The sequence below is a fragment of the Neisseria sp. KEM232 genome (assembly GCF_002237445.1).
GTDB lineage: Bacteria > Pseudomonadota > Gammaproteobacteria > Burkholderiales > Neisseriaceae > Neisseria.
On record NZ_CP022527.1, the window covers coordinates 545,994 to 572,014 of the forward strand.

Here is a 26,021-nt window from a genome sequence, read left to right on the forward strand (position 1 = left end):
CGCGCGGGTGTTTCAGACGGCCTGACGTGCTGTGAGGCCGTCTGAAAGGGTGCGCTGTGCGGCGCGCGGTGTCAGTAGCGGATTTTTGGATCGATCAGGGCATAGAGGATGTCGAGAACGGCGTTGAAGAGGATGGCGAGCACGCCCACCAATATGGTCAGCCCGAGGATCATGCCGTAGTCGCGGTTGAGTGCGCCGTTGACGAAAAGCTGGCCGATGCCGGGCAGGTTGAAGATGGTTTCCACCACAATCGCGCCGGTGATGATGCCGACCAGCGCCGGGCCGAGGTAGGACACAATCGGCAGCAGGGCGGGGCGCAGCGCGTGTTTCAATACGATGGTGCGCATCGGCAGGCCTTTGGCGCGGGCGGTGCGGATAAACGGGCTGTTGAGCACTTCGATCATCGCGCCGCGCGTGATGCGGGAGATGCTCGACACGTAGCTGATGGACAGCGCGGCCACGGGCAGAATCAGGTTGGGCAGCGCGCCGTCGTTCCAGCCGCCTGCGGGCAGCCATTGCAGGATAACGGCGAAAATCAGCACCAGAATCGGCGCTTTGACAAAGCTGGGCACGACCACGCCGGTCATCGCCAGCGTCATCAGGGTGTAGTCCGCCCAAGTGTTCTGTTTGAGCGCGGCGACGATGCCCAAAAGCATGCCGAGCACGGCGGCGATAACGAAGGAGTAGAGGCCGATTTCCAGCGACACGGGCAGCGCCTGCGCCAAAAGCTCGTTGACGGAGAAGTCTTTGTATTTGAACGAGGGGCCGAGATCGCCCTGCGCCAGCTGCTTCACATAGTGGAAGTATTGCAAATACATCGGGTCGTTGAGGTGGTATTTGGCTTCGATGTTGGCCAGTACGGCGGGCGGCAGGTTGCGTTCGCCCGTGAAGGGGCTGCCCGGCGCGAGGCGCATCAGGAAGAAGGATACGGTAATCAGCACCAGCATGGTGGGGATGGCGGCCAATATCCGTTTGATGATGAATTTCAGCATAATCGGGTCGGTTTCCGACGGCTTGCGCCGTCTTGCTCTGCCGTGCTGCCGCGTTTGTGAGGCCGTCTGAAAGCGGGGTTTCGACGAAGGGAAAACGGCGGGGCAGGGCAGGGGTTGGTCGGAAGGGGCCGTCTGAAAAGCGCTTTCGGTTTCAGACGGCCTGTGCGGCGGCGCTTATCCGCGCGTCAGCGGCTCGGTGCGTTCGATGAGCCAGCCTTTGGCCGCGCCTTCGGTTAAGGGGGCAAGGCGGCTGCGGACTTGGGCGTGGTAGTCGTTGACCCAGCGGATTTCCTCGTCGCTCATCAGTTCGGGCAGCATCAGGCGCGTGTCGATCGGGCAGAGGGTGAGTGTTTCGAAATACAGGAATTTGCCGAACTCGGTTTCTGCGGGGTGTTCTACCGGCATATTGGCGGCGAGGTTTTCGATGCGGATGCCCCATTTGCCCGGGCGGTAAAGGCCGGGTTCGATAGAGGTAACCATGCCTTTTTTCATGGCGTGGTTGGGATTGGGCACGGCGGCGCAGGCAATCAGCTGCGGGCCTTCGTGCACATTGAGGAAATAGCCCACGCCGTGTCCCGTGCCGTGGCCGTAGTCGCATTGCGCCTGCCACAGCGGTTTGCGGCAGACAGCGTCAATCATCGGCCCGGCGATGTTTTCGGGGAACACGGTTTCGTCCAGCGCGATGTGCGCTTTCAACACCAGCGTGTAGTCGCGTTTTTGCGCTTCAGACGGCCTGCCCACGGGTACGACACGGGTAATGTCGGTAGTACCGCCCCAGTATTGGCCGCCCGAATCGATCAGCAGCATACCGTCGCCTTCGATGACGCTGTGGCTCTCTTGCGTTGCGCTGTAATGCGCCATCGCCGCGTTGGCGTTGAAACCGGCAATCGTGCCGAAACTGGGCGAGATAAATCCCGGACGTTGGCTGCGGTGTTTCAGCAGCATGGTATCGACATCGACTTCGGTAACGCGCTCGCCGGCGGCCAGCTTCTGCTCAAACTCGGCAAAAAAGCCGCACAAGGCTGCGCCGTCCTGTGCCATCGCTTCGCGGATATGGGCGATGTCGGCATCGGATTTCATCGATTTAAACAGCGTGCTGGGGTTGATGTTTTCAATCAGGTTTACCGACTTGGACAGCTTGGCCAGCGTGCTGACGGCGGTTTTGCCCGGCTCGACCAGCAGGCTGCCCTGCAAGGCGGCCAGCGCGGCGGCGGCTTCGGCATAAGCGCGCGCTTCGATACCGGCGGCTTTGAGCGCGGCGGCGGAATCGGCGTTGAAGCGGCTGTGGTCGGCAAACAATACGGCCGTGTCCGCACCAATCAGCAGGAAAGACAGAAATACGGGGTTGTAGGGTACGTCGTTGCCGCGCAGGTTGGTAATCCACGCGATGTCGTCGAGCGAAGAAACCAGATGGTAATCCGCGCCCTGCTCTTTCATGGCGGCGCGCACGCGGGCGAGTTTTTCCGCCGCGCTTTCGGATACATAATCGGGATGGTGGATGTAAACGGTTTCAGACGGCATGGCCGGGCGGTTTGCCCATACTTCGTCCAACAAAGTTTCAGGATGGGCAACGCGGATGTTTTTCGCCGCGAGCGCCTGCTCCAGCGCACGTTTGCCGGTAAGCGACAGCATATCGGCGGGCACGCCTACGGTTGCGCCCTCGGGCAGGTTGGCGGCCAGCCATTCGGTGTAGGGGGCGACTTGGCCGCTTTTTTGCAAACCGATGCCGGTGCCGGCAAGCTGGTGTTCGGCCTGCTCCCAATAGCGGCTGTCCACCCACACGCCGGCATCGTCGGCAGTTACGGCCAGTGTGCCCACCGAGCCGGTAAAGCCCGACAAATCGCGCCGCGCCTGCCAGTGTTCGGGTAGGTATTCGGAAAGGTGCGGGTCGGCGGAAGGAATGACGAAAGCGTCCAAACCGTGTTTTTTCATGGCTTGGCGAAGCGCGGCCAAGTTTTCTCGAGGTGTTGCAGTCATGTTTTGCTCCTAGCGGATTCTGTGTGTTTTTCAGACGGCCTTTTTCAGACGGCCTCCGTGCTGCATGAGGCCGTCTGAAAAGGGCTTGTTATTTTTTCGGCGCGATCGACCAGTGTTTGACGGTGTAGTTGCGCAGCGGGTCGTGGGTGGAGAAGCCTTCGATGTCGGGTTTCACCAGTTGGACGGCTACCTGGTGGTAGAGCGGGATGAAGACGGAATCGCGTTGCAGCATCGCTTCGGCCTCCGTGTAGAGTTTCGCACGCTCTTCGGGCGTGGCGCCTGCGGCCAGTGTGGCGTCGAGCGTTTGGTCGAAGACGGGGTTGTGGTAGAAGAAACGGTTGTTCGGGCTGTTGGAGCGGAAGGTGTTGAGCATGCCCGAAGGTTCGTTGTAGTCGGAACACCAGCCAGCGAGCGCGATGGCGAAATTGCCCGACTGGCGCGTGTCCAGATAGGTTTTCCATTCCTGGTTGATCAGGTTGGGCTGGATGAAGGGTACGGCGGTTTTCCAGATGGATTGCAGCGCGGTAATCTGCTTGCGCGAGGTTTCGTTGGTGCTGTAGAGCACTTCGAAGGTCAGCGGGTTGGACTCGTTGAAGCCCGCTTCGTTCAGCAGGCGCATGGCTTCGGCGGTTTTTTTCTCTTTGCTCCAATCCTTCCAGTCGGGCGCGGTTTGGGTGATGCCCTGCATTTCGGGCGGGGTGAGCTGGAAGGCGGGCACGTCGCCCCTGCCGCTGACTTTGGTAACGATGGTGCGGTCGGCGAGCATATTGAGCGCGCGGCGCACTTTCGGGTTGTCGAAAGGGAAGGCTTTGTTGTTCGGTTCGAGATAGAAGGTGCACAAGATGGTGGTTCTGCGCACCTGGCCGGGGAATTCCTTGTCGGCGGTTTTGATCTGGTCGGACGGAATGCCGTAGGTCACGTCGGCTTCGCCTGCGCGGTAGCGGTTGAATTCGTTGGGCGCGGGCAGGAACATGACTTCGGGTACGGACACGGAGGCTTTGTCGTAATAGGCGGGATTTTTTTCCAGCAGGATGTGGCTGTTGACGCGCCATTCTTTCAGTTTGTATGCGCCGCTGACGACATAGTTTTCCGGCTGCGTCCATTTGTCGCCGTATTTTTCCACCGTGGCTTTGTGCACGGGGTAGATCCACGGCTGGACGAGCATGTCGGGGAAGTAGGGCACGGGCATGCTGAGGGTGAATTGCAGGGTTTTTTTGTCGAGGGCGCGGATACCGAGCGCTTCGGGCTTGGCTTTGCCGGTGAGCACTTCTTCGGCGTTGATGACTTTGCCGTCGGCCAGGTAGCCGGCATAGGGCGCGCCGGTTTCGGGGTCGGCGAGACGGCGCAGGCTGTAAACGAAATCTTCGGCGGTGATCGGGTCGCCGTTTGACCATTTCGCGTCGCGCAGGTGGAAGGTCCAGACTTTGTCGCCGTCGCTTTCCCATTTTTCCGCCAGCGCGGGAACGGTTTTGCCTTCGCCGTCGGTGCCGACGAGGCCGTCCATCATCTGGCGGATAATGGCGCCTGCGGCCGAATCGCCGCTTTTTTGCGGATCGAGGGTGCCGGGTTCGACGCTGTTGCCGATAACGATGCGGTTGTAGTTGCTGCGTTTGAAGGGCTTGGCAACGGGTTCGCTGCCGCCGCAGGCCGCCAGCGCGAGGCAGGCGGCCAGGCAGGCGGCGGGGAGGGTTTTGGAGGTGGGGTTCATGAAACGGGTGCTCCTCTTGTCGGTTTTCTTTTTCTGTCGCCCGCGCCGTGCGCACAGCCTTTTCGGCGGTGCAGGCGGCGGGACGTATCGTCCGGCAGGCGGCGCAATCGGACACAAAACGCACGCGGGAGGGGTGTTTTTCGTGCCGCTGTTGCGCGGGGCTGCAAAATGTATAAAGTTTTGTGCGCATTGTCAAACAATATTATCGGACTTTAAGTTGTGTAAAGGAGTGGTGTGGCGGCGGCGCTTTGCCGGCAGCGTGCGCGGCGCGGTCTTTTGTTAAAATCGCGCTTTTTTCAGACGGCCTACCCGAGTCATGAGCGACACTCCGAACTACATCACGCCCGCAGGCTGGCAGAGCCTGAAAGACGAGCTTTATCATTTGGTGAACAAAGAGCGCCCCGAAATCGTGCAGGTGGTGAACTGGGCGGCTTCCAACGGCGACCGCAGCGAAAACGGCGACTATCTCTACGGCAAACGGCGGATGCGCGAAATCGACCGCCGCATCCGTTTCCTCACCAAGCGGCTGGAAGCGGCGCAGGTGGTCGATCCCGAAACTCGCGAGCCGACCGATCAGGTGTTTTTCGGCGCAACCGTCACCCTGCTGCGCGGCAGCGGGGCGGAGCAGACGGTGAGCATCGTCGGCATCGACGAAACCGATACGGCGCTGGGCAAAATTTCGTGGATTTCGCCGCTGGCGCGCAGCCTGATTAAGGCGCGCGAGGGCGACGAGGTGCTGCTGCACACGCCCGAGGGCAGGGAGCGGATCGAGATTCTCGAAGTGGCTTATGTGAAGATAGACTGAGCCCGCCGCTTTTTCATTCCGTTGAAACTCCGTTTTCAGACGGCCTCCGAGTATGCGGGAGGCCGTCTGAAAAACGTTCGGGCGCGTGAAAACCCGTTTTGCTTAGCACAAACTACGCCTTTCTTTGCAATTATTGACAAAAAATAGCCAAGTCAAGTATAACGGCGGCGCATCCGCGCGGCGCCGCCGCAGCTGCGGATCCGACCTAAAAAAGAAAAACCTTGAAGAAAGAGTAGAGCTTATGAATCCCATGTATGTCACCTTCGCCATCTATCTGGTGGCGGTTCTCCTGATCGGCCTGGCCGCATATTTCTCCACCCGCAATTTCGACGACTACATTCTCGGCGGCCGCAGTCTCGGCCCCTTCGTTACCGCCATGTCGGCGGGCGCGTCCGATATGTCGGGCTGGCTTTTGATGGGTCTGCCCGGCGCGATTTATCTGAGCGGCCTGAGCGAAGCCTGGATCGCCATCGGCTTAACCGTCGGCGCTTATTTCAACTGGCTGTTGGTGGCCGGCCGCCTGCGCGTGCACACCGAGCATGCCAACAACGCGCTGACGCTGCCGGACTATTTCTTCCACCGCTTCGGCGCCGGCGGCCATCTGATGAAGGTGGTTTCCGCGATTATCATTCTGTTTTTCTTCACCATTTACTGCGCTTCGGGCATCGTGGCGGGGGCAACTCTGTTCCAGAGCCTGTTTGAAGGCATGACTTACAACCAGGCCATGTGGCTGGGTGCGGGCGCAACCATCGTCTATACCTTCCTCGGCGGCTTTTTGGCCGTGAGCTGGACGGACACCCTGCAGGCTTCGCTGATGATTTTCGCCCTGATTCTGACGCCGGTGATGGTGTATCTGGGCTTGGGCGGCGCCGAGCAGATGTCCGCCGCCATCCAGGGCGTGGCCGCCGAAACCGGCAAACAATACGGCAGCCTGCTGGCCGGTACGACTTTTGTCGGCATCGTTTCCACCGCCGCCTGGGGCTTGGGCTATTTCGGCCAGCCGCACATTCTGGCGCGCTTTATGGCGGCCGAAAGCGCCAAATCGCTGGTATCCGCCCGCCGCATCGGCATGACCTGGATGATTCTGTGTTTGGGCGGCGCGGTGGCCGTCGGCTATTTCGGCATCGCCCACTTTGCCGCCAACCCGGTCGACGTTGCCGCAATGAAAGGCAACCACGAGCGCGTGTTTATCGCCCTGTCCACCCTGCTGTTTAATCCGTGGATTGCCGGCGTGATTCTGAGCGCGATTCTGGCGGCGGTGATGTCCACCCTGTCCTGCCAGCTTTTGGTATGCTCCAGCGCGATTACCGAAGACTTCTACAAAGGCTTTCTGCGTAAAAACGCGCCGCAGGCCGAGCTGGTGTGGGTCGGCCGTCTGATGGTGTTGGCGATTGCCGTGATTTCCATCCTGATTGCCGCTGACCCGAACAGCAAAGTGCTGGGGCTGGTGTCCTACGCTTGGGCAGGTTTCGGCGGCGCATTCGGACCCGTCGTCATTCTGTCGGTGTTTTGGAAACGCATTACCGCATCGGGCGCGCTGGCGGGCATGGTGGCCGGTGCTGTGACCGTGGTGATGTGGGCGGAGTATGTGAAAAAACCCGCCATCGCCGCAGGCCAAAACGGCTGGCTCACCGTGTACGAAATCGTCCCCGGCTTTATCGCCTGCGCCCTAGTTGCCGTGCTGGTGTCGCTGATCGGCAAGGCTCCGTCGCAGGAGGTGCAGGAGCGCTTTGAAAAGGCCGACGCCGACTACCGCGCCAGCCGCTGACCCCCGTTTCCGGCTCTGCCTATCCCTTTTCAGACGGCCTCCTGCTGAGGCCGTCTGAAAAGCCGTCAGAGCCGTTGAAAACGCTGCGCCGAAACCATGTGCGGCGTATAATTGACAAGATTTTTCAGACGGCCTTTTGCAGGTTGGAGGCCGCCTGAAACGACACTACCGAAACCCTCTTGGAGAACCTCAAAAAATGTTTGATTTTGCCTTTCCGGCGCAAACCGCCCTGCGCCAAGCCGTCACCGATGCCTACCGCCGCGACGAAATCGAAGCGGTAAACGATATGCTGCAACGCGCGCAAATGAGCGAAGAAGAGCGTAAAAACGCCGACGAACTCGCCCGACGCCTCGTCACCCAAGTGCGCGCCGACCGCACCAAAGCCAGCGGCGTCGACGCGCTGATGCACGAATTTTCCCTGTCCAGCGAAGAAGGCGTGGCACTGATGTGTCTGGCCGAAGCCCTGCTGCGCATCCCCGACAAAGAAACCCGCAACAAACTGATTCAGGACAAACTCTCCGGCGGCGACTGGAAAAGCCATTTGGGCAACAGCCCCTCGATGTTCGTCAACGCCGCCGCATGGGGTCTGCTGATTACCGGCAAACTCACCAAGCCCAACAGCGACGACAGCCTGGGCGCCGCGCTCACCCGCCTATTGGGCAAAGGCGGCGAACCCCTGATCCGCAAAGGCGTCGACTACGCCATGCGTATGCTCGGCAAACAGTTCGTCACCGGACAAACCATCGAAGAAGCCCTGCAAAACGGCAAAGAGCGCGAAAAAATGGGCTACCGCTACTCCTTCGACATGCTCGGCGAAGCTGCCATGACCGAAGCCGACGCCAAACGCTATTTCCAAGACTATGTGAACGCCATCCACGCCATCGGCAAAGACGCCGCAGGACAGGGCGTATACGAAGGCAACGGCATTTCCGTCAAACTCTCCGCCATCCACCCGCGCTACGCCCGCGCCCAGCACGAGCGCGTCATGGCCGAACTGCTGCCGCGCCTGAAAGAATTGTTCCTGCTCGGCAAACAATACAATATCGGCATCAACATCGACGCCGAAGAAGCCAACCGCCTCGAACTCTCGCTCGATCTGATGGAAGCGCTCGTTTCCGATCCCGATCTGGCGGGCTATCACGGCATCGGCTTTGTCGTGCAGGCCTACCAGAAACGCTGCCCCTTCGTGATCGACTATCTGATCGACCTTGCCCGCCGCAACAACCAAAAACTGATGATCCGCCTGGTAAAAGGCGCGTATTGGGACAGCGAAATCAAATGGGCGCAGGTCGACGGACTCAACGGCTACCCCGTCTACACCCGCAAAGTCCACACCGACATCTCCTATCTGGCCTGCGCGCGCAAACTCTTAGACGCACAAGACGCTGTCTTCCCGCAGTTTGCCACCCACAACGCCTACACACTCGCCGCCATCTACCAAATGGGCAAAGGTAAAGAGTTCGAACACCAATGCCTGCACGGCATGGGCGAAACCCTGTACGACCAAGTCGTCGGCCCGCAGAACCTCGGCCGCCGCGTGCGCATCTACGCCCCCGTCGGCACGCACGAAACCCTTTTGGCCTACCTCGTGCGCCGCCTGTTGGAAAACGGCGCCAACACCTCCTTCGTCAACCAAATCGTCGACGAAAACATCAGCATCGACGAACTCATCCGCAGCCCCTTCGACACCATCGAAAAAGAAGGCATCCACCTGCACCCCGCGCTGCCCCTGCCGCGCAAGCTCTACGGCAACGGCCGTCTGAATTCGCAGGGCGTGGATTTGAGCAACGAAAACGTCTTGCAGCAGCTTCAGGCCGACCTGAACGCCGCTACCGCCGACACCTTCCAAGCCGCTTCGATTATCAACGGCAAAGCCGCCCAAGGCCTGCCCGCAACCGAAGTGCGCAACCCCGCCGACCACAGCGACATCGTCGGCACAGCCAGCTTCGCCGATGCCGACACCGCGAAAAAAGCCGTTGCCGCCGCCGTTGCCGCGCAAAAATCGTGGGGCGGCACCCCCGCCGCCGAGCGTGCCGCCATCCTGCGCCGCATCGCCGACCTCTTTGAAGAGCACACCGCGCAACTGATGATGCTGGCCGTGCGCGAAGCGGGCAAAACCCTCAACAACGCCATCGCCGAAGTGCGCGAAGCCGTCGACTTCTGCCGCTACTACGCCGACGAAGCCGAGCACACCCTGCCCGCAGGCACGCACGGCATCGGCACCGTCGTCGCCATCAGCCCGTGGAACTTCCCGCTGGCGATCTTCACCGGCGAAGTCGTCGCCGCCCTCGCCGCAGGCAATACCGTCGTTGCCAAACCCGCCGAGCAAACCGGCCTCATCGCCCACTACGCCGTCGGCCTCATGCATCAGGCGGGCATCCCCGCCGAAGCCCTGCAACTCGTTCTCGGCGCGGGCGACGTCGGCGCGGCGCTGACGCAGGACGAACGCATCGCCGGCGTTATCTTCACCGGCTCGACCGAAGTCGCACGTCTCATCAACCAAACCCTGGCGCGCCGCAGCGACAACCCCGTCCTCATCGCCGAAACCGGCGGCCAGAACGCCATGATCGTCGACTCCACCGCCCTGTCCGAGCAAGTGTGCGCCGACGTCGTCAACTCCGCCTTCGACAGCGCAGGCCAGCGCTGCTCCGCCCTGCGTATCCTGTGCGTGCAGGAAGACGTGGCCGACCACATGGTAGGCATGATCAAAGGCGCGATGGACGAACTCGTCCTCGGCAACCCGCAGCAGCTCCACACCGACGTCGGCCCCGTTATCGACGCCGAGGCACAGCACAACCTGCTCGCCCACATCGGCAAAATGAAAGGCGCGGCCAAAGCCTGCCACGAAATCAGGCCGTCTGAAAGCGTGAACGGCGAAGCCTCCACCTTCGTCAACCCCGTTCTGTTCGAACTCGACAACCTCGACCAGCTGCAACGCGAAGTCTTCGGCCCCGTCCTGCACGTCGTCCGCTACCGCGCCGGCGAACTCGACCGCCTGATCGACCAAATCAACGGCAAAGGCTACGCCCTCACCCATGGCATCCACAGCCGCATCGACGGCACAGTCGACCACATCCGCAGCCGCATCGAAGCGGGCAACGTCTACGTCAACCGCAACATCGTCGGCGCCGTTGTCGGCGTGCAGCCCTTCGGCGGCCACGGCCTCTCCGGCACCGGCCCCAAAGCAGGCGGCTCCTTCTACCTGCAACGCCTCAGCCGCCTGAGCCACTGGGTGCAGCCCGAGTTGACCACCCCCGGCCAGGCCGACGAAGCCGCGCTGAAAAAACTCGAAACCGTCCTGCACGGCCTGCCGCTTACCCAAGAGCAGAAACTCGAAGCCGCCGCCGCCCTCGGCCAGGCACGCTTCCGCACCCTGAAAGCAGCCGAAGCCCTCCTGCCCGGCCCCACAGGCGAGCGCAACGCCGCCAGCTGGCACGCCCCCAAACGCGTCTGGCTCTACGGCGGCGACCTCGCCCGCAGCTTTGCCGCCCTCGCCCAATTGGCCGCCTCCGGCATCCAAACCGTCGTCGAACCCGGCCACCCCCTGGCCGGATACGCCGACAAACTCGACGGCCTGCTGGCGGTAAACGACCGCCCCGAAGTCCTCGGCATCAGCCATGTCGCCGCCCTGGACGCACTGCCCGCCGAATGCAAAGAAGAGCTGGCCAAAACCGACGGCGCACTCATCCGCATCCTGCCCTCGGAAAACGGCCTCGATGTCCTGCAAGTGTTTGAAGAAATTTCGTGCAGCATCAACACCACCGCCGCAGGCGGCAACGCCAGCCTGATGGCAATGGGCGACTGAGCAGACTCCCGTTCCGCAACAAAAGGCCGTCTGAAAAAACCGCGAAAGCGGTTTTTCAGACGGCCTTTTTCAGACGGCCTCTCGGCTGCATCGGCATTTCACTCCCTCCCCTGCGCCCAAGCGCGGGGGAGGGCAGAGGAGGGGGCACAGAACCGCTTGTCCGCCGCCGTATAAATCCCGTTCAAACCGCAAACCTCCACCCAGCCCTCCCGCAAGCAAAAGAGGGAACAGGTTTCAGACGGCCTCAACAGCGGCTTCAAGCCGTCAGAGGCCGTCTGAACGCCTCCGACTCTTCTCACTCCCTACACCCGCCCCGTTTTCCGTTGAAGCGCCTCTGTTTTTTCCGTACAATCCGCGCCTTTCCAACACCCCGTCAGGCCGTCTGAAAGCGGCCTGATATTTTTGATTTTAAAGAACCATGTCCGAAATCCTCGATCAAGTCCGCCGCCGCCGCACCTTTGCCATCATTTCCCACCCCGACGCGGGTAAAACCACGCTGACCGAAAAACTCTTGCTGTTTTCAGGCGCAATTCAGAGCGCGGGTACGGTAAAAGGCAAGAAAACCGGCAAATTCGCCACCTCCGACTGGATGGAAATCGAGAAGCAGCGCGGCATTTCCGTGGCATCAAGCGTGATGCAGTTCGACTACAAAGACCACACCGTCAACCTCTTGGACACGCCGGGACACCAAGACTTCTCCGAAGACACCTACCGCGTTTTGACCGCCGTGGACAGCGCGTTGATGGTCATCGATGCGGCAAAAGGCGTGGAAGCGCAAACCATCAAACTCTTGAACGTCTGCCGCTTGCGTAATACGCCGATTGTCACGTTCATGAACAAATACGACCGCGAAGTGCGCGATTCTTTGGAATTGCTGGACGAAGTGGAAAATATTTTAAAAATCCGCTGCGCACCCGTCACATGGCCGATCGGCATGGGCAAAAACTTCAAGGGCGTGTACCACATCCTGAACGACGAAATCTATCTCTTTGAAGCCGGCGGCGAACGCCTGCCACACGAGTTCGACATCATCAAAGGCATCGACAATCCTGAACTGGAACAACGCTTTCCGCTGGAAATCCAGCAGTTGCGCGACGAAATTGAATTGGTGCAGGCTGCTTCCAACGAGTTCAATCTCGACGAATTTCTCGCCGGCGAGCTCACGCCCGTGTTCTTCGGTTCGGCGATTAACAACTTCGGCATTCAGGAAATCCTCAATTCATTGATTGACTGGGCGCCCGCGCCGAAACCGCGCGATGCGACCGTGCGCATGGTCGAACCGGACGAGCCGAAGTTTTCCGGATTTATCTTTAAAATCCAAGCCAATATGGACCCGAAACACCGCGACCGCATCGCCTTTTTGCGCGTCTGCTCCGGCAAATTCGAGCGCGGCATGAAGATGAAACACCTGCGCATCAACCGCGAAATCGCCGCCTCCAGCGTGGTTACATTCATGTCGCACGACCGCGAGCTGGTGGAAGAAGCCTACGCGGGCGACATCATCGGGATCCCGAACCACGGCAACATCCAAATCGGCGACAGCTTCTCCGAAGGCGAACAACTGGCGTTCACCGGCATCCCCTTCTTCGCGCCCGAACTGTTCCGCAGCGTCCGTATCAAAAATCCGCTGAAAATCAAGCAACTGCAAAAAGGTTTGCAACAACTCGGCGAAGAAGGCGCGGTTCAAGTCTTCAAACCGATGAGCGGCGCGGATTTGATTTTGGGCGCGGTCGGCGTGTTGCAGTTTGAAGTCGTTACCTCGCGCCTTGCCAACGAATACGGCGTAGAAGCCGTGTTCGACAACGCATCCATCTGGTCGGCGCGCTGGGTATCGTGTGAAGACAAGAAAAAACTGGCGGAGTTTGAAAAAGCCAATGCGGGCAATCTCGCTATCGACGCAGGCGGCAATCTCGCCTACCTCGCCCCCAACCGCGTAAACCTGAACCTAACGCAGGAACGCTGGCCGGACATCGTGTTCCACGAAACGCGCGAGCATTCGGTGAAGCTGTAAAGCGCTGCGCCGACACAGAGGCCGTCTGAAAACCCTGTTTTGACAGGTTTCAGACGGCCTTTGCTTGATTTCTGCGGCCAAACGGCCCATATTGCGCCCGTCTTTACTTTTCACGCCAAGCAAGCCATGAGCCACACCGTCCGCCTGACATTCGACGACATCGACAACACCGTCCTGCAACGCCTCGCCGGCCCCTTCGACGCCAACCTTGCCGCGCTGGGCAAGGCTTTGGACATCCAAATCACCCGCCGCTTCGCCGACTTCACCTTTATCGGCGGCCTCGCCCATGCCGGACGCCGCGCCCTCGTCGCCCTTGCCGACACCGCCGAAATCCGCGACCTCGAAGACAACGACATCAGCCTGGCCGCCGTCGAAGCCAAAACCGCCGACGCCGCCCACGAAGAAAAAAACGACGGCAAACAGTATTACCTGCAAACCAAGCGCGGCAGCATCGGCGGGCGCACGCCGCGGCAAAACGGCTACATCCGCGCCCTTCTGAACCACGACATCGTCTTCGGCCTCGGCCCGGCGGGCACGGGCAAAACCTATCTCGCCGTGGCCGCTGCCGCCGACGCGATGGAAAAACACCAAATCGAGCGCATCATCCTCGTGCGCCCCGCCGTCGAAGCGGGCGAAAAACTCGGTTTCCTGCCCGGCGACCTCACGCAGAAAGTCGACCCCTATCTGCGCCCGCTCTACGACGCGCTTTACGATCTGATGGGCTTCGACCGCGTCACCAAACTCTTGGAAAAAGGCCTGATCGAAATCGCCCCGCTGGCCTATATGCGCGGCCGCACCCTCAACAGCGCCTACGTCATTCTCGACGAAGCGCAGAACACCACGCCCGAGCAGATGAAGATGTTCCTCACCCGCATCGGCTTCGGCACGAAAGCGGTCATCACCGGCGACACCAGTCAGATCGACCTGCCGAAAAATATCAAATCCGGCCTGAAAGACGCGCGCGAAAAACTGCGCGGCATTGAAGGGCTGTATTTCCACACCTTCACCAGCGAAGACGTTGTCCGCCACCCGCTCGTGCAGAAAATCGTCGAAGCCTACGAAGCGGCCGACGAGCGCGGACAAGAGGCCGTCTGAAAAGCCCGAAGGCCGTCTGAAAGCCTTTCAGACGGCCTCCGATGCCAAGTCTGCAAAAGGAAACCCGCCGTGAACACCATACAAGGCGATTTGATCGCCCTCGCGTTGGCCGGACGCTTCGACCTTATCGTCCACGGCTGCAACTGCCGCCACGCGATGGACGCGGGTATCGCCAAACAAATCAAGGCCGCCTTTCCCGAAGCCTACGCCGCCGACCTCGCCACGCCCAAAAGCGCGGGCAAACTCGGCACCATCAGCACCGCCGCCGTCGAACGCGGCGGCGTGCGTTTCATCATCGCCAACGCCTACACCCAAGACCACTGGCAGGGCGCGGGCGTGCTGGCCGACTATGCCGCCATCCGCGCCGCCTTCGCCGAAATCGCACGCCGCTATCCCGACAAGCGCATCGCCTACCCGAAAATCGGCGCCGGACTGGCCAAAGGCGACTGGCAGGCCATCGCCGCCATCATTGACGAAGAGTTGGCAGGCTGCGGCCACACCCTCGTCGAATATGCTCCTAGGGGCTGTTGACATTTGGTTTGCGAAGCGGATTTTGCGCCATAAAACAGCATCTGCCGCGTTGCAAATCCTCACAAGGTGTCCAACCTTGCTGCGGTTTGCGCCTTGCATCTGCCGCTTTCTGACGCAAAATCCGCTTCGCAAACCAATTGTCAACAGCCCCTAAGACCGTCTGCAACGTTTTCAGACGGCCTTTGCCCCCAAGCCGCAAACAGAGTACATTTACGCCTGTTTACCCTCTCTTAACGGAACACGCCATCATGGACAAATTCACCAAATCCGCCAAACTCGACCACGTCTGCTACGACATCCGCGGCCCCGTGCACAAAAAAGCCCTCCAACTCGAAGAAGACGGCCACCAAATCCTCAAACTCAACATCGGCAACCCCGCCCCCTTCGGCTTTGAAGCGCCCGACGAAATCCTTGTCGACGTTATCCGCAACCTGCCCACCTCGCAGGGCTATTGCGACTCCAAAGGGCTTTATTCCGCCCGCAAAGCCATCGTCCACTATTACCAGACCAAGGGCCTGCGTGACGTCACCGTCGACGACGTCTACATCGGCAACGGCGTGTCCGAACTCATCACCATGTCCATGCAGGCGCTGTTGAACGACGGCGACGAAATCCTCATCCCCGCACCCGACTATCCCTTGTGGACGGCCGCCGCCACCCTCGCCGGCGGCACCGTGCGCCATTACCTGTGCGACGAAGAGCGCGACTGGTTTCCCAACCTCGCCGACATCGAAGCCAAAATCAACGCCCGCACCAAAGCCATCGTTATCATCAACCCCAACAACCCCACCGGCGCGGTGTACAGCAAAGAAATCCTGCTCGAAATCGCCGAACTCGCCCGCCGCCACGGCCTGATTATCTTCGCCGACGAAATCTACGACAAAATCCTCTACGACGGTGCCGAACACCACCACATCGCCGCCCTGGCGCCCGATTTGCTCACCGTCACCTTCAACGGCCTCTCCAAATCCTACCGCGTGGCCGGATTCCGCCAGGGCTGGATGCTGCTCAACGGCCCCAAGCAGCACGCCAAAGGCTACATCGAAGGGCTGGACATGCTCGCCTCCATGCGCCTGTGCGCCACCACCCCCATGCAGCACGCCATTCAGACGGCCTTGGGCGGCTACCAGAGCATTAACGAGCTGATTCTGCCCGGCGGCCGCCTGCTCGAACAGCGCGACAAAGCCTGGGAAATGGTGACGCAGATACCCGGCATCAGCTGCGTCAAACCGCAGGGCGCGCTGTATATGTTCCCGAAAATCGACACCGAAATGTACGGCATCACCGACGACATGAAATTCGTCTACGACTTTCTCGTGCAGGAAAAAGTGCTGCTGGTACACGGCACGGGCTTCAACTGGATCAAACCCGACCACTTCCGCATTGTCACCCTGCCGCACGTCTACCAAATCGAAGAAGCGATGGAGCGGCTGGCGCGTTTCCTGAAACACTACCGGCAGTAAACGCGCCAAACGTTCCGAGGCCGTCTGAAAGCGGCAAACGCCTTTTCAGACGGCCTCCTGCTTCTCGCTCCGCTACTCTATACAGGCCGTCTGAAAACAGGCCGTCTGAAACGCCAAAACCAAGGAAGAACCCACCATGCAACAAAAAGCCCGTTTCCAAATCGAAGGCATGAACTGCCAGGCCTGTGCTTCGCGCATTGAAAAGGTATTGAACAAAAAAGACTTTGTCGAATCGGCAGGCGTGAATTTTGCCGGCGAAGAGGCGCAGGTGGTGTTTGACGACAGCCGCGTGTCCGCCGCCGAGATTGCCGCGATTATCGATAAGGCGGGTTTCCGTGCGGTGGAAAAAACCGAGGCGGTCATGCCGCAGGATGTGCCGGTACGTATCGGCTGGCGGCTGGCTTTGCTGCTGGCGGTGAATATCCCGTTTCTCATCGGCATGGCGGGCATGATGGCGGGGCGGCATGATTGGATGCTGCCGCCTGTGTGGCAGTTTGCGCTGGCCAGCGTGGTGCAGCTTTGGCTGGCCGTGCCGTTTTACAAAAGCGCGTGGGCGAGCATACGCGGCGGGCTGGCGAATATGGATGTGTTGGTAACCATTGGCACGCTGTCGATTTACCTTTACTCGGCCTATATGCTGTTTTTCGGTGCACACGCAGCACACGGCGCGCATGTGTATTTTGAAGCGGGCGTGATGGTGGTGGGCTTTGTGTCGCTGGGCAAATTTTTGGAGCAGCGCACGAAAAAATCCAGCCTCAACAGCCTGGGTTTGCTTATCAAACTCACGCCCGCGCAGGTCAGCGTGATGCGCGGCGGCGCGTGGGTTGCGCTGCCGGCCGACCAAATCGCCGTCGGCGACCTGATACGCGCCAACCACGGCGAGCGCATCGCCGCAGACGGCATCGTCGAGAGCGGCAGCGGCTGGGCAGACGAGAGCCATCTCACCGGCGAATCGCGCCCCGAAGTCAAACAGGCGGGCAGCAAAGTGTTGGCCGGTGCGCTGATGAGCGACGGCAGCATTACCTACCGCGCCGCCAAACTCGGCAGCGCCACGCTGTTGGGCGACATGATGAACGCGCTCTCCGAAGCGCAGGGCAGCAAAGCACCAATTGCACGCGTGGCCGACAAAGCGGCGGCGGTGTTTGTGCCCGCCGTGGCGGGCGTGTCTCTGCTGACTTTTGTTTTGAACTGGGTTTTCAGCGGCGATTGGACGATTGCCCTGATGCGCGCCGTGGCCGTGCTCGTGATTGCCTGCCCGTGCGCGCTCGGCCTCGCCACGCCAGCCGCGATTATGGTGGGCATGGGCAAAGCGGCGCGGCACGGCATCTGGTTTAAAGACGCGGCCGCGATGGAAACCGCCGCCCGCGTCGATACCGTGGTGCTCGACAAAACGGGCACGCTCACCGAAGGCCGCCCGCGCGTGGCAGCCGTATGGCTGGCCGACGCAGACAGCGTTGACGAAAACGGCCTCTACCGCTTCGCCGCCGCCATCGAACAAAACGCCGCCCATCCGCTTGCCGCCGCCATCGTAGCCGCCGCACGCAAACGCGGCATCGACATTCCGCCGTCTGAAAACGCGCACACCGCCGTCGGCGCAGGCATCAGCGCGTATGTTGACGGCGCAGAAGTCAAAGCAGGCCAAGCCGGTTTTGCAGGCGTCGAACTGCCCGACTCCCTCTTTTCAGACGGCCTATGGCGCAGCGCAAGCATTGTCGCCGTATCAGTGGGCGGCAAACCCGCAGGCGCGTTTGCACTCTCCGACACGCTCAAAGCCGATGCCGCCGAAGCCGTAGGCCGTCTGAAAGCGCGCGGCATCCGCGTGCTCGTACTCAGCGGCGACAAGCAGGCCGCTGTTGACGACATCGCGGCGCAACTGGGCATCGCCGAAGCACGCGGCAGCATGACCCCGCGCGGCAAAGCTGCCGAAATCGAACGGCTCAAAGCCGAAGGCCGCACCGTGGCGATGGTGGGCGACGGCATCAACGATGCCCCCGCGCTGGCCGCCGCCGATGTCAGCTTTGCCGTGAAAGGCGGCGCGGACATCGCCGAACACAGCGCATCGGCCACGCTGATGCAGCACTCGGTCAACCGCCTCGCCGACGCGCTTTTCATCTCGCAGGCCACGCTGAAAAACATCCGGCAAAACCTGTTTTTCGCCTTTTTCTACAACACCTTGGGCATCCCGCTGGCCGCGCTGGGCTACCTCAGCCCCGTGATTGCGGGCGCAGCGATGGCCGCCAGCTCGATTTCCGTACTCGGCAACGCGCTGCGTTTGAAAAAAGTGAAGATTGGTTGAAAAGGGCATGAGGCCGTCTGAAAACAGAAAGAAACCCATGTCTAAACCGCAAAACCTGTTCCCCCTGATACTCGCTCTTGCGCTGGCCGCGCTGATGGTATGGTCGGGCATTGCCCCGCTCGACCGCGCCGTGTGGTATGCCGAGATTATTCCCGTGTCGGCCGTGTTTTTCGCGCTGGTGCTGACGCACCGCCGCTTCCGTTTCAGCAACGCGGCGTATTTGCTGATGAGCCTGTGGCTGTTTATGCACACCGTCGGCGCGCACTATACCTTTGCCGCCGTACCCTTCGACGCCGCCAACCGCCTGCTTGCGCCGCTGTTGGGCGAGGGGCGCAACCATTTCGACCGCGTCAGCCACTACATCATCGGCTTCTACGCCTTTGCAATGGCCGAATGGCTGCTGCGCCGCCGCCTTGCGGGCTTGCCGCTGGCGTTGTTTTTCTCGCTGTTTTTTATCATGAGCATGGCGGCGGCCTATGAAATCATCGAATGGCAGTATGCCGTTATCGAAGGCGGGCAGGCGGGCATCGAAGTGCTCGGCTCGCAGGGCGATATTTGGGACGCACAAAAAGACATGCTGGCCGACACGCTCGGGGCGCTGACTTCGCTGGTGCTGTTTTTGCTGCTGCGGCCGGACAGGCGGGCAGAGGCCGTCTGAAACCGAAAACAAGGCGGCAGCGGAGTGCAACCCCGTTTCCCGCCTGCATCACAATCTACACGGAAACAAAAAAGCCTGCGGTGCTGCCGCAGGCTTTTTTTCGTTTGCGTTTATTCGCTTTCGCGTTCGGCGCGCAGCAGCACCTTGCCGCGTCTGCCCGTGAGCGTAAGCGTGTTGCCTTTGACGCGGTAGGCCGCGCCGCGTTCGAGGATTTGCGCGATGGCCGCTTCGTGTGCCATCGCGTCGCCTTCGCAGGCTTTCAGGGTGGAGGCGGCGGCTTGGGCTTTCAGACGGCCTTTTGTGACGCGGTAGGCGGCGTTGAGGGTGTTGCAGCCGGCGCTTGCGTGCAGGCGGTGTTCGGCGGCATCGAACTCGATAAAGGCGCCGTCTGTGGGTTTGCCTGCGGCTTCGAGTATCTGCCAGCGGCCGTCGGGCTGTGCGGCCGATGCGGCGGCGGCAGAGAGGGCGAGCAGGGCGGCGAGGGCGGTTTTTTTCATGATGCTTCCTTTGCAGTTGGTGGAAAAAAGGGTTTCAGACGGCCTGTGGCGTGTCGGGCATTCAGGCGCGGTTGTCGGGGTCGAGGGCGGCTGTGGCCAGGCGCAGCCACTGCCAGGCGATGCGGTAATGGTCGCCGAAGGCGTTAAAGAGCGCGTCTTCGCTCAATACGCTGTATTCGCCCTGCGTGTGCAGCGAGACGGGCAGGCCGTCTGAAACCGCGTTGCAGTAGGGCATGTATTCGGTTGCGTAAAAACGGTCGAGTTCGGCCATGATGTCTGCCGCCTGCCGCCATTGCGCCTGCGCATCTTCCAGCGCGGGCAGCAGATCGAGCCAGCGGCGGTAGAGGGCTTGGATTTCATCGATGCGCCGCTGCGCCTGTTCGGGGGTGATGTTCATGTTTTTTCCTTTCTCGTATTTTTATATAGTGAGCCAAAATAAAAAAGATACAAGGCAGCGAGCCGAAGACATTACAAGTAGTACGGCAAGGCGAGCTAACGCCGTATATTTTTTATTTGGGCTCACTATAGTGAAGCAAAATAAAAAAACTACGGCGTTGCTGCTTCACAAAAAGCATTGCAGCAAATCGTTGAGAAACAGCCTGCCTTGCGCGGTGGGACGGAACACGGTGGGGTCGTTTTCGAGCAGGCCTTTGCGGCGGGCGGTTTCGATTTGCGCCATGATGCGGGCGGAGCTGATGCCGGTGCGCTCCTGCAACAGGGCGGCGGGTACGCCTTCGGCGAGGCGCAGGGCGTTCATCATGAATTCGAAGGGCAAATCGTCGGCGGACACGGTTTTGCGTTCGATGCCGTCTGAAGGGTTGCGCTGCATGGCGGCGAGGTAGTCGTTGGGGTGGCGGCGGCGCACGGTGCGCTCGATGCGGTCGGGAAACGAGATTTTGCCGTGCGCGCCCGCACCGATGCCGATGTAGTCGCCAAACTGCCAATAGTTCAGGTTGTGGCGGCACTGCATTTGCGGGCGGGCGAAGGCGGAGGTTTCGTAGTGGAGGAAACCCGCGCCGCCGAGCGCGCCGTGTACCGCGTCTTCGATGTCGAGCGCGGCTTCGTCTTGCGGCAGGCCTCTGGGCGGCGTATGGCCGAAGGGCGTGTTCGGCTCCATCGTTAAGTGATACGCGCTGATGTGGCCTGCGCCGGTGGCGATGGCTGTGTTGACGTCGTTTAAGGCCGTCTGAACGGTTTGTCCGGGCAGGGCGTACATTAAGTCGATGTTGACTTTTTCAAACAGTTTCAAAGCGGTATCGATGGCGCGCAGGGCTTCGCCGCCGTTGTGTACGCGCCCGAGCCGCCCGAGCATGGTGTCGTTGAAACTCTGCACGCCGATGGAAAGCCGCGTGATGCCCGCGTCTTTGAAGCCTTTGAATTTTTCGATTTCAAACGTGCCCGGGTTGGCTTCGAGCGTGATTTCCGCTTCGGGCTGCAAACGAAGCAGCGAGCGCAAGCCGCTCAACAGGCGGTCGATGGAGGCCGCCTGAAACAGGCTGGGCGTGCCGCCGCCGAAAAATATGGTTTCCACCGGCCGCCCCCAGATATTGGGCAATTCGGTCTGCAAATCGGCCAAGAGCGCGTCGATATAGGCTTCTTCGGGCAGGCCGTTTTTCAGGCTGTGGGAATTGAAGTCGCAATACGGGCATTTTTTGATGCACCACGGGATATGGATGTAGAGCGACAGGGGCGGCAGGGCGGCGAGATGGCCGGGTTTTTGGAAGGTGATTTGGGTCATGACGATAAAAAATCTTCGATGTCTTGTTCGGACAATTTGGAGTTACAGACGGCCGAAACGCCGTCTGAAACGATTTTTACCAGCGCGGGTACGGTTTTGATGCCGTGTTGCGCGCGGAAAGCCGCCCATGCGGCTTTGTCGCTGCTGTCGGCGAAGCGCACGGCTGCGCCGGTTTTTTCGGCGGCGGCTTTGAGTTTCGGCGCGAAGAGGCGGCAATAGGAACAGCTTGCTTTGGCGAGGAAAACCACGGCGGTGTGTTTGTGCGCGGTGATGTGCGCCAGCTCTTCGGGCGTGACGGGGGGAAAGGCGGCGGTGTGTCCGGCAAAGGCGGCCAAGTCGGAGGCGGTGGGTTTGGGCATGGTTTTGGGGGCGCGAGGCCGTCTGAAAGTTTGTTGGGTTTCAGACGGCCTTTGGCTTTATAAAGCGGCGATTTTGGTGAGCAGTTCGCGCAATGCTTGGGCGCGGTGACTTTCGGCGTTTTTGGTTTCGGGGGCGAGTTCGGCGGCGGTGAGGCCGTGTTCGGGCAGGTGGAAATGCGGGTCGTAGCCGAAGCCGTTGCTGCCTTTGGCTTCGGTCTGCCATTGTCCGCGCCAGATGCCTTCGGCGATAACGGGCTGCGGATCATCGGGGTGGCGAACGAAAACGAGTACGCAGACGTAGTAGCAGCTTTTGTCGGCTTTGTCTGCCAGTTCGGCGGAGAGTTTGGCGTTGTTGGCGGCATCGGATTTGGGGTTTTCGCCGGCGTATCGGGCGGACTGTACGCCGGGTGCGCCGCCGAGGACGTTGGCGCAGATGCCGCTGTCGTCGGCGAGGGCAGGCAGGCCGCTGTGGCGCGAGGCGTGGCGGGCCTTGGCGAGGGCGTTTTCGACAAAGGTGTGGTAGGGCTCGGGGCATTCGGGCGTGTCAAACTGCGATTGCGGCAGGATTTGGATGTTGTGCGCGGCAAAGAGGCGGGAAAATTCTTTGAGTTTGCCGGCGTTGCCGCTGGCGAGGACGATTTTTTCAAGCATGGCGGTCTCGGTTTTCTTGGGTTTGAACGGTGTTTTCAGACGGCCTCTGCGCCGCTTGGGCGCGGGCGTGTTCGCGGATGAAGAGGGCGAGGGAGGTGATTTGGCCGAAGGCGGCGGCAAAGGCGAAGAGGAAGCAGGCGACGGCGAACTGGCGGCTGTGTTGCGACAGCAGCCAGCCGCCCGCGCCGATAAGGGCGATAAAGAAGAGGGTGAAGGAAAGGGTGAGCAGCAGGAAGGCGCGGCGTTTGGTCATGGCGTGGTCGGGTCGGCAAAAGGCGGCATTATAGCCGATGCGGCGCGGCGGGTTTGAGGCCGTCTGAAAAGCATGTTCCCTGTTTTCAGACGGCCTTATGTCTGTTCACGCTTTTCCCGTATTTCTGTTTGCGCGGCAACAAGAAAGGCCGTCTGAAAGCCTTGGTTTCGGTTTTCAGACGGCCTGAATGTTGCCGCCGCCGTGTCTGCGCGGTCGGAAGCGGCGGCGCTTGTTTACAAACCTTTGTCCGCTGCGATTTTGTTCAGCAGGGCAGCGCAGCCTGCTTCGGCGAGGGTGTAGGTTTCGTCGAAATCGCCGCTGTACCAGGGGTCGGGAACGTGGCTGTAACCCGATTCGGGGATGAGGTCGGTGAGTTTGAACAGTTTGTCGGGATGGCGGCCGAAGAGGCGTTCGAGTTCGGCGAGGTTGGCGTCGTCCATGGCGACGATGTAGTCGTAACGCTGTTTGTCGGCGGCTTCGATTTTGCGGCTGGTAAAGCCGCCTGTGTCGATACGGTGCCGCTGCAAAACGGTTTTTGTGCCGCGGTGCATGTCTTCGCCGTCGTGAAAGCCCGACGTGCCCGCGCTGGCTGCGCGGATTTTGTCGGACAGGCCGCGTTCGGCGGCGAGGTGGCGCAAAACGTATTCGGCCATCGGCGAGCGGCAGATGTTGCCCAGGCAGACGAAGAGGACGCGGGTCATGACGCGCTGCCGTCGCCGTAAAGCGGGTTGTGGCCGGAGAGGCGCAGGGCTTGGGCGTAGGTGGGCAGTTCTTCGTTTTCGCCTATGGGTTCGTGCAGCAGGCGGATGTTTTCCACTTGGCATTCGGCGAGCAGGTCGAGGAAGTTTTGCTGGACGATTTCGATTTTGTCCATCGGCGAGAGCGGCCAGGAGAAGGTTTGCGGCTGGATTTCGAACTGGCTTTCGGTGGCGTTGAAGCCGAAGACGAGGCGGCCGCCTTCCTGCGAGGCCATGACGACGCCGACGCGCGGGCTCTGCATGCGGATGGAGCGGATGGAGTTGGCGGCGAACACGTCCAAGGCCATGCGCAGGCGCATATGGCTGGCGTCGGTAAGGGCGGCGGTGGGGTTGTCGGGCGAGAGGGGATTGGCGAAAAGGGTGACGCCGGGGGTTTTCAGGGCTTCGAGCCACACCTGCATCAGCGGCAGGGCGGCTTCCTGTAAGTTTTTACCCAACGATTCGGCCAGCTCGCGGCCGCCGTAGCCGAGGGCGAAGGCGACGCTGACGGACTGGCCTTCGGCCAGCGGCAGTTTTTCGGTTTGCGGCAGGGCGGCGGCAAATCCGGCGGCGGCTTCGGCGTTTTGCTTGGCTTTGAACCATTGTCCGGCATTGATTTCGGCCATCTGCCCGGCGGTAAGCAGGCGCGGTAGCCAGGTGGCGCGGGCGAAGGGGCGGGTGTGCGGGTAGTTGCCCAGGCAGGCGGAGAGTTCGAGCGCGGGGGCGGCGGCGGGTAGGGCAGCTTCTTTTTTGCAGCCGGCAACGAGCACGACGGGCAGGGCAAACCATTGCACTTCGTCGTCGGTTTTGGCCTGCAAGACGTCGTTGAGCGCGGCCATGATTTGGCGGTAGGCGGTTTCGCTGGGGGTCATGCTCATGGCGACGGACAGGTTGAGATAGAAGTTCTGCGAGAGCATGCCGTAAATCTGTGCGCGCAGGGCTTCGGCGGCCAGTTTCGCCTGTGCGCCGCTGCCTGCGGCCTGCACGGCGTGCATCAGTAGCTCGCGTTTGACGGCTTCGGCGGGATAGGGGCGGGTGTCGGGCAGGTAGCGGCGGTCGGTCATGGTTTTGTCCTTTGGTGTGCTGTGCAAAATGCGGCGGATTATAGCGGAATGGAAGAGCGTAGGGCGGCAGAAAGGCCGTCTGAAAGGTTTTCAGACGGCCTCTGTTTGCAAAACGCGGATTATTTGCGCAGACCCAGACGGGTAATCAGCTCGCGGTAGGTATCGGGTTTGGTGCGGCGCAGGTAGGCCAGGAGGCGGCGGCGTGCGCTGACCATTTTCAACAGGCCGCGGCGGCTGTGGTGGTCTTTCGGGTTGGCTTTGAAGTGCGGGGTGAGGTCGTTGATGCGGAAGGTCAGCAGGGCAACCTGTACTTCGGACGAACCGGTATCGCCTTCTTTGCGTTGGAAATCTTTGACGATTTGCGCTTTTTGTTCGATGGACAACATGTGGAAATACTCCAAAAAATAAAGCCTTGCGGCAGACAAGTCCTGACAGCCGAAACCGTGCGGACTCCGAAAAAACCCGCCCTGCGTCGGGCGGAGCGCGGATTATACGGCAACCGCAGGCCGCCTGCACGTTTTTTTGTCCGTTTGTCAGAGGCCGTCTGAAAGACGGGTTTCAGACGGCCTCCCGCATTCGGCTTACTCTGTCTGCGCCGTATTCATCAGCCGCAGGGCTTTCAGACGGCCTATGTCTTTTTGGTAAACGGCCAGGCCGATGAAGCGGCTGCCCGCATCGTAAATACGGTAGGGCGGCTCGGCGGATACGTCGTCTGAAAACTGCGGACGCTGGCCGCAGCGCAGCATATTGACGGCGGTGTCGTTCAACACCAGTTCGGGCAGGTGCCGTACCAATACGTCGCAGGGCAAAAGCAGCGCGTCGCGCTCCGTTTCGTCGAGTGCGGCGATGTCGTCGAGCGTGTGGCTTTGGGCGATGGTGAAACCGGCGGTTTCAGTGCGGCGCAGGTCGGTGAGGTGGGCGAAAGTGCCGAGCTGTTTGGCGATGTCTTCGGCGAGGGTGCGGATGTAAGTGCCCTTGCTGCAACGCACGTTAATAATAGCTTCGGGTGCGGCAAACCGGGTTACGTCAATCGCGTAAACCGTGATGTCGCGGGCTTTGCGTTCGATCACGATGCCTTTGCGCGCGTATTCGTAAAGCGGTTTGCCCTCGTGTTTGAGCGCGGAAAACATCGGCGGCACTTGGCGGATATCGCCTGTCAGCGCGGCGCAGGCCGTCTGAAATTCGGCTTGGCTGATGTCGGGGCGGCCGGTGGCGACGATTTCGCCTTCGGCATCGCCCGTACTGCTGGCTTGGCCGAGTTTGAGCGTGGCGGTGTAGGCTTTGTCGGCATCGAGCAGGTATTGGGCAAACTTGGCCGCTTCGCCGAAGCACACGGGCAACAGGCCGGTGGCCAGCGGGTCGAGTACGCCGGTGTGGCCGGCTTTTTCGGCGCGGTAGAGGCGGCGGGCTTTTTGCAGCGCGGTGTTGCTGGAAAGGCCGGCGGGCTTGTCGAGCAGGAGCACGCCGTTTACGGGGCGTTTGGCGGGTTTGGTGTTCATGGTTCGAGCGATGGGGGAGGGAGGGCGGGATTCGGCGGGAGTAGTGTTTTTCAGAGGCTTGTCCGATTGGTCTTGTCGCTATGTTTGAGGCCGTCTGAAAACCGGTTTTTTGTT

At 60.8% G+C, this 26,021-nt stretch carries 22 protein-coding genes; 9 read left to right on the forward strand and 13 right to left on the reverse strand.

Annotated features, from left to right (window positions below; all coding sequences use genetic code 11):
- Positions 1-71 precede the first annotated feature (71 nt).
- The 3 genes from oppB to CGZ77_RS02705 form a co-directional block, all read right to left on the reverse strand.
- Positions 72-992: an oligopeptide ABC transporter permease OppB gene (oppB, locus tag CGZ77_RS02695; protein WP_094030888.1), complete on the reverse strand. Its 921-nt coding sequence runs from the start codon at positions 990-992 to the stop codon at positions 72-74.
- Between the two features lie 174 nt (positions 993-1,166).
- Positions 1,167-2,969, reverse strand: coding sequence for an aminopeptidase P family protein (locus CGZ77_RS02700; RefSeq protein WP_009425767.1), 1,803 nt, complete (start codon positions 2,967-2,969; stop codon positions 1,167-1,169).
- 88 nt (positions 2,970-3,057) lie between these two features.
- Complete coding sequence (locus tag CGZ77_RS02705; RefSeq protein ID WP_009425768.1) at positions 3,058-4,677, reverse strand: peptide ABC transporter substrate-binding protein; 1,620 nt, start codon at positions 4,675-4,677, stop codon at positions 3,058-3,060.
- Positions 4,678-4,993: 316 nt separating this feature from the next.
- Here CGZ77_RS02705 and greB point away from each other — a divergent pair, with 316 nt between their 5' ends.
- From greB to CGZ77_RS02750, 9 genes are all read left to right on the forward strand, one after another.
- Positions 4,994-5,482 carry a transcription elongation factor GreB gene (gene greB, locus CGZ77_RS02710; RefSeq protein WP_009425770.1) on the forward strand — a complete coding sequence of 163 codons (489 nt, stop codon included), beginning with the start codon at positions 4,994-4,996 and terminating at the stop codon, positions 5,480-5,482.
- A 241-nt stretch (positions 5,483-5,723) separates the two neighbouring features.
- The gene (gene putP, locus CGZ77_RS02715; RefSeq protein ID WP_009425772.1) at positions 5,724-7,250 is read left to right on the forward strand and encodes a sodium/proline symporter PutP; all 1,527 of its coding nucleotides are present in this window, start codon (positions 5,724-5,726) and stop codon (positions 7,248-7,250) included.
- A gap of 196 nt (positions 7,251-7,446) precedes the next feature.
- Positions 7,447-11,055 carry a bifunctional proline dehydrogenase/L-glutamate gamma-semialdehyde dehydrogenase PutA gene (putA, locus tag CGZ77_RS02720; RefSeq protein ID WP_036495846.1) on the forward strand — a complete coding sequence of 1,203 codons (3,609 nt, stop codon included), beginning with the start codon at positions 7,447-7,449 and terminating at the stop codon, positions 11,053-11,055.
- Positions 11,056-11,473: 418 nt separating this feature from the next.
- Positions 11,474-13,066 (forward strand): peptide chain release factor 3, encoded by a 1,593-nt coding sequence (locus tag CGZ77_RS02725; RefSeq protein ID WP_094030889.1) that lies wholly within the window; start codon positions 11,474-11,476, stop codon positions 13,064-13,066.
- A 126-nt stretch (positions 13,067-13,192) separates the two neighbouring features.
- Complete coding sequence (locus CGZ77_RS02730) at positions 13,193-14,161, forward strand: PhoH family protein (protein ID WP_036495877.1); 969 nt, start codon at positions 13,193-13,195, stop codon at positions 14,159-14,161.
- Between the two features lie 69 nt (positions 14,162-14,230).
- Positions 14,231-14,692 carry a macro domain-containing protein gene (locus tag CGZ77_RS02735; RefSeq protein ID WP_009425777.1) on the forward strand — a complete coding sequence of 154 codons (462 nt, stop codon included), beginning with the start codon at positions 14,231-14,233 and terminating at the stop codon, positions 14,690-14,692.
- Positions 14,693-14,940: 248 nt separating this feature from the next.
- Entirely contained in the window at positions 14,941-16,155 is a 1,215-nt protein-coding gene (locus CGZ77_RS02740; protein ID WP_009425779.1) for a pyridoxal phosphate-dependent aminotransferase, read from the forward strand.
- A gap of 136 nt (positions 16,156-16,291) precedes the next feature.
- Positions 16,292-18,451 carry a cation-translocating P-type ATPase gene (locus CGZ77_RS02745; RefSeq protein ID WP_009425780.1) on the forward strand — a complete coding sequence of 720 codons (2,160 nt, stop codon included), beginning with the start codon at positions 16,292-16,294 and terminating at the stop codon, positions 18,449-18,451.
- A 37-nt stretch (positions 18,452-18,488) separates the two neighbouring features.
- Positions 18,489-19,109: a DUF2238 domain-containing protein gene (locus CGZ77_RS02750; RefSeq protein ID WP_036495849.1), complete on the forward strand. Its 621-nt coding sequence runs from the start codon at positions 18,489-18,491 to the stop codon at positions 19,107-19,109.
- Positions 19,110-19,219: 110 nt separating this feature from the next.
- On the opposite strand, the gene CGZ77_RS02755 is transcribed toward CGZ77_RS02750, so the two are convergent.
- From CGZ77_RS02755 to truB, 10 genes are all read right to left on the reverse strand, one after another.
- A complete protein-coding gene (locus CGZ77_RS02755; RefSeq protein WP_009425782.1) occupies positions 19,220-19,606 on the reverse strand; it encodes an META domain-containing protein in 387 nt (128 codons plus the stop codon).
- A gap of 61 nt (positions 19,607-19,667) precedes the next feature.
- Positions 19,668-20,003: a DUF4298 domain-containing protein gene (locus CGZ77_RS02760; protein ID WP_009425783.1), complete on the reverse strand. Its 336-nt coding sequence runs from the start codon at positions 20,001-20,003 to the stop codon at positions 19,668-19,670.
- 165 nt (positions 20,004-20,168) lie between these two features.
- Positions 20,169-21,344: a radical SAM family heme chaperone HemW gene (gene hemW / locus CGZ77_RS02765; RefSeq protein WP_009425784.1), complete on the reverse strand. Its 1,176-nt coding sequence runs from the start codon at positions 21,342-21,344 to the stop codon at positions 20,169-20,171.
- Positions 21,341-21,703, reverse strand: a complete 363-nt coding sequence (traF, locus tag CGZ77_RS02770; protein WP_009425785.1) for a conjugal transfer protein TraF — start codon at positions 21,701-21,703, stop codon at positions 21,341-21,343. Before traF ends, hemW begins: the two co-directional genes overlap by 4 nt.
- 57 nt (positions 21,704-21,760) lie before the next feature.
- The gene (gene rdgB / locus CGZ77_RS02775) at positions 21,761-22,354 is read right to left on the reverse strand and encodes an RdgB/HAM1 family non-canonical purine NTP pyrophosphatase (protein WP_009425786.1); all 594 of its coding nucleotides are present in this window, start codon (positions 22,352-22,354) and stop codon (positions 21,761-21,763) included.
- The gene (locus tag CGZ77_RS02780; protein ID WP_009425787.1) at positions 22,347-22,607 is read right to left on the reverse strand and encodes an NGO_0222 family membrane protein; all 261 of its coding nucleotides are present in this window, start codon (positions 22,605-22,607) and stop codon (positions 22,347-22,349) included. Before CGZ77_RS02780 ends, rdgB begins: the two co-directional genes overlap by 8 nt.
- 233 nt (positions 22,608-22,840) lie before the next feature.
- Positions 22,841-23,308, reverse strand: coding sequence for a low molecular weight protein-tyrosine-phosphatase (locus tag CGZ77_RS02785; protein ID WP_009425788.1), 468 nt, complete (start codon positions 23,306-23,308; stop codon positions 22,841-22,843).
- Positions 23,305-24,408 carry a conjugal transfer protein gene (locus tag CGZ77_RS02790; protein ID WP_094030890.1) on the reverse strand — a complete coding sequence of 368 codons (1,104 nt, stop codon included), beginning with the start codon at positions 24,406-24,408 and terminating at the stop codon, positions 23,305-23,307. The genes CGZ77_RS02785 and CGZ77_RS02790 overlap by 4 nt, the downstream gene beginning before the upstream one ends.
- A 119-nt stretch (positions 24,409-24,527) precedes the next feature.
- Positions 24,528-24,794: a 30S ribosomal protein S15 gene (rpsO, locus tag CGZ77_RS02795; protein WP_009425790.1), complete on the reverse strand. Its 267-nt coding sequence runs from the start codon at positions 24,792-24,794 to the stop codon at positions 24,528-24,530.
- A 195-nt stretch (positions 24,795-24,989) separates the two neighbouring features.
- Entirely contained in the window at positions 24,990-25,907 is a 918-nt protein-coding gene (gene truB, locus CGZ77_RS02800; protein ID WP_009425792.1) for a tRNA pseudouridine(55) synthase TruB, read from the reverse strand.
- Between the last annotated feature and the right edge of the window lie 114 nt (positions 25,908-26,021).